Here is a 3,944-nt window from a genome sequence, read left to right on the forward strand (position 1 = left end):
AATTTTCCCTTTTGATATTCTGCCAAGGATCATAGAGCCTGGGGATTGGGAATTAATTGAGAGTGGACTTAAACAGCGAATTTATGCACTTAACCTTTTTATAGATGATGTTTACCACGATCAGAAAATACTAAAAGACGGTGTAATTCCCAAAGAAATTCTTTATTCCAGTAAATGTATACAACCACAATGTGAAGGACTAAATCCCCCTAAGGGTATTTGGTGTCACATAACTGGGTCTGATCTAGTAAGGGATCGTGATGGTAGTTTTTATGTTCTCGAAGACAATCTCAGATGCCCGTCCGGAGTCTCTTATGTTTTAGAAAACCGGCAAGTTTTAAAAAGAACTTTTCCACTTGTATTTGAAGCGTCAAGAATTCGTCCCGTTGATGATTATCCAAATAGACTATCCCGAATGCTGCAGTTTTTAGCTCCTGAAAGTGTTGAGTCTCCTAAGGTGGCACTACTTACGCCCGGTATATACAATTCAGCATATTTTGAACACTCTTTCTTAGCCCAGCAGACCGGTATTGAACTTGTAGAGGGCAATGACTTGGTTGTACAAGATGGGTTTGTATATATGAGGACAACAAAAGGTTTTGAAAAAGTAGATGTTATTTATCGAAGAATTGATGACGATTTTCTTGATCCTTTATCTTTTAATCCAGATTCTCTGCTTGGAGTGCCGGGTATTATGAATGCATATAAATCAGGAAAGCTTGCTCTTGCCAATGCCCCTGGTACTGGAGTGGCAGATGACAAAGTGGTCTATGCATATGTTCCTAAAATCATAAAGTATTACTTAGATGAAGATCCAATACTTCCCAATGTTCCGACGTATGTATGCTGGGATGATAAAGAGCGGGAATATGTATTAAACAACTTGGACAAATTAGTGGTCAAGCCTGCTAACGAGTCAGGTGGTTATGGGATGCTAATGGGTACTCAGGCTACTCCAAAACAAAGAATAGAGTTTGCAGAAAAAATAAAAGAAAACCCCAGAAATTATATTGCACAGCCTACACTCTCACTCTCTAGAGTGCCAATTATAGTAGATGATGATCACTATGAGGGGCGGCATGTCGACCTTCGTCCTTATGTTCTTTATGGAGAGGACATATACGTTATGCCGGGAGGGCTTACAAGGGTTGCGCTCAAAAAAGGCTCTCTTGTTGTTAATTCTTCTCAAGGCGGTGGCAGCAAAGATACTTGGGTTTTAAGTAGTCTGCCAAAAAGTTAGTTGGTTTGATGGTGAAAAACTATGCTTAGTAGAGTAGCTAGCTCAATATACTGGATGGCCCGATACATGGAAAGGGCCGAGAATATTGCCCGATTCGTAGATGTGAATCTTCATCTAATGTTAGATGGTCCCGTAGAAACTGAAGAGCAGTGGGAACCGCTTGTAATAGTTACCGGAGATCACAAACAGTTTAAGGAAAGATACGGGGTTGCAAATAAAGATAATGTTATAAATTTTCTTACATTTGATAGAGAAAATCCAAATTCTATAATTTCATCAGTTAGTTCTGCCAGAGAAAATGCGCGTTCAGTCAGAGAGGTTATTTCTTCAGAGATGTGGGCGCAGATAAATCAATTCTACTACGATTTGCTAGATGCAGAAAAAGCAGGAGTCGCGCTTGATACGCCGTATGATTTTTATAATAGGATAAAGTCATATAGTCACCTGTTTATAGGTACCACTGATACGACTATGTCGCATGGGGAGTCTTGGCATTTTGACCAAGTGGGGAGGTTGCTTGAGAGGGCCGACAAAACTTCAAGGATACTTGATGTTAAATATTTTTTCCTTCTACCAAGGGTAGAAGATGTTGGAACTCCAATAGATAATATAGGCTGGGCTGCATTATTAAATTCCGCAAGCGCCTTTGAAATGTATAGGAAGAAGTTTAGAAGAATTACGCCTAATGATGTTGCGATGTTTCTAATATTGGATCTTAAATTTCCAAGATCAATCAGATATTGCCTTCTAAAAGCCCAGATTTCGCTTCATGAAATCACAGGAACGGTTATCGGAACATTCACCAACAAAGCAGAAAGACGTCTTGGGCGTCTTCGCTCTGAGCTTGACTACGCAAATATAGATGAAATAATTTCTGTTGGACTGCATGAGTTCTTAGACAGTTTCCAGACCAAGTTAAACGGAGTAGGGGACGCAATATTTGATACATTTTTCTCTCTACGTCCTACGGAAAAGGAAATGCAATCTAGAGAGGCTTCACAGTGACATTTTGTGTTGGAATGAAAGTTAGAAAAGGACTTGTAGGTATTGCTGATACTCTTGTGACTACAGGCACCGAATCAATAACTGCTAGAAAAGTTACGATACACCAATATGGAAACCATTCTCTTTTTCTGATGACCTCAGGTCTTAGATCGGTAAGAGATAAAGCCCTTACATATTTCGATGAAGTACTAGAACAGAGTGATCAGGATTTTGATAAGCTCTACAAAGCGGTCAACGCTTTTGCAGCTCAAGTTCGAAGAGTGGCAGAAGAGGATAAGAAAGCACTTGAGGAAAGCGGGCTTCCTTTTAATCTATATTCGATAATTGGCGGTCAGTTGGAAAATGATAAAGAGCATAAACTCTATATGCTCTACCCACAGGGCAATTGGGTAGAAGTGAGTCAAGGTACTCCATACTATCTTATTGGTGAGTCAAGCTATGGTAAACCGATAATGGATAGAGCACTTTCCTACGATCTAAACCTTGAAATGGCTCTTAAGATTGGCTACCTGGCATTTGATGCCACTAGAACAAGCGCGGTGGACGTTGATTTTCCAATTGACGTGGTTCTTTACCGCACTGATACATTTAATATTGTTGAGTACCGCTACAACGCAAACGAGCTAATGCAGCTTTCGGAATGGTGGCAGAAAACCATCAGAGAGGCCATCAGAGAACTTCCGCATAATTGGGTAGAGGCTGTTTTTTCTAAGCTAGATGAGGGCCCAATTCCTATTAAAAAAAATGTTATACAAGATTGAGCACATTACCCGATATGCCTATAGTAAAGAGGTCTTCTTAGAACCCCACATAGTTAGACTGCGCCCAAGGTCAGATTGTTCTCAGGTTCTTAAGAACTTCGAGATTTCAGTTAAGCCTACACCCACTGGAATATCAGAGATTATTGATGCTGGAGGAGATTCTATCTTCTTATGGTTTGAGGAGCTTACAGATTCTCTGGAGATAACTTGCACTTCGGAAGTCGAAACTAAAAGAGAAAACCCTTTTGATTATATCCTGGCCACTGATAGAGCCCACCGTTTGCCTATGGAATATAAAATTGCAAATAAGAGAATACTTGAGCCCTATAGGTTTCCTTCTTCAGATTACAGTGAAGATTTTGAAGGTTTTGTTGCAAAGATTCTATTAGAATCAGAAAATAGCTCAATGAAATTTTTATCTACTTTGACTAATTATATATTCGATAATTTTGAGCATGAAATAAGAGAAGAGGGCCCAGCGAGAGAGCCGGAGGAGACACTTTCAAGGAAAAAGGGGTCTTGCAGAGATTTTGTGGTTCTATTTGCTGAGGCTGCAAGGAGCATGGGATTTGCCTCAAGATTCGTGAGTGGCTACACCGAGGGGGATTTAGCGCTTATGCAGAATCACCTTCATGCATGGGCAGAGGTATATTTGCCGGGCGGCGGATGGAGAGGGTACGATCCTACATTAGGCCTTGCAGTATCGGATCAGCACATTGCTGTAACAACAGGTGCTAGTCCTAAACAGGCGGCTCCAGTAAGTGGTTCTTTCCGGGGAACAGGTGCTGAGGCAATTATGGGATACGAGATCTCAATTTCTAAGTAATCTTATGACATGTTGATTTCAAATCCAGACGAGTTTAGTATAGAAATACTGCTAATAAAATCTGAGGGAGAAAAAATGGCTGTAAATTTAGATTCTTTTTACAAATTCTTAA

4 protein-coding genes are annotated in these 3,944 nt (G+C 40.2%); all 4 read left to right on the plus strand.

The window, feature by feature from the left end; all coding sequences use genetic code 11:
- A partial coding sequence (locus AAF462_10620; protein ID MEM7009576.1) for a circularly permuted type 2 ATP-grasp protein occupies nt 1–1,240 on the plus strand: 1,240 nt, incomplete at its 5' end.
- 21 nt (nt 1,241–1,261) lie between these two features.
- Nucleotides 1,262–2,245: an alpha-E domain-containing protein gene (locus AAF462_10625; protein MEM7009577.1), complete on the plus strand. Its 984-nt coding sequence runs from the start codon at nt 1,262–1,264 to the stop codon at nt 2,243–2,245.
- The gene (locus tag AAF462_10630) at nt 2,242–3,006 is read left to right on the plus strand and encodes a peptidase (protein MEM7009578.1); all 765 of its coding nucleotides are present in this window, start codon (nt 2,242–2,244) and stop codon (nt 3,004–3,006) included. The genes AAF462_10625 and AAF462_10630 overlap by 4 nt, the downstream gene beginning before the upstream one ends.
- A complete protein-coding gene (locus tag AAF462_10635) occupies nt 2,990–3,832 on the plus strand; it encodes a transglutaminase family protein (protein ID MEM7009579.1) in 843 nt (280 codons plus the stop codon). Before AAF462_10630 ends, AAF462_10635 begins: the two co-directional genes overlap by 17 nt.
- Nucleotides 3,833–3,944: the final 112 nt, after the last annotated feature.

This window comes from Thermodesulfobacteriota bacterium, assembly GCA_039028315.1.
GTDB lineage: Bacteria > Desulfobacterota_D > UBA1144 > Nemesobacterales > UBA2774 > CR02bin9.

Coding starts and splice junctions, on each gene's coding strand:
- AAF462_10625 (MEM7009577.1), top strand. CDS start 1,262: ATGCTTAGTAGAGTAGCTAGCTCAATATACTGGATGGCCCGATACATG.
- AAF462_10635 (MEM7009579.1), top strand. CDS start 2,990: ATGTTATACAAGATTGAGCACATTACCCGATATGCCTATAGTAAAGAG.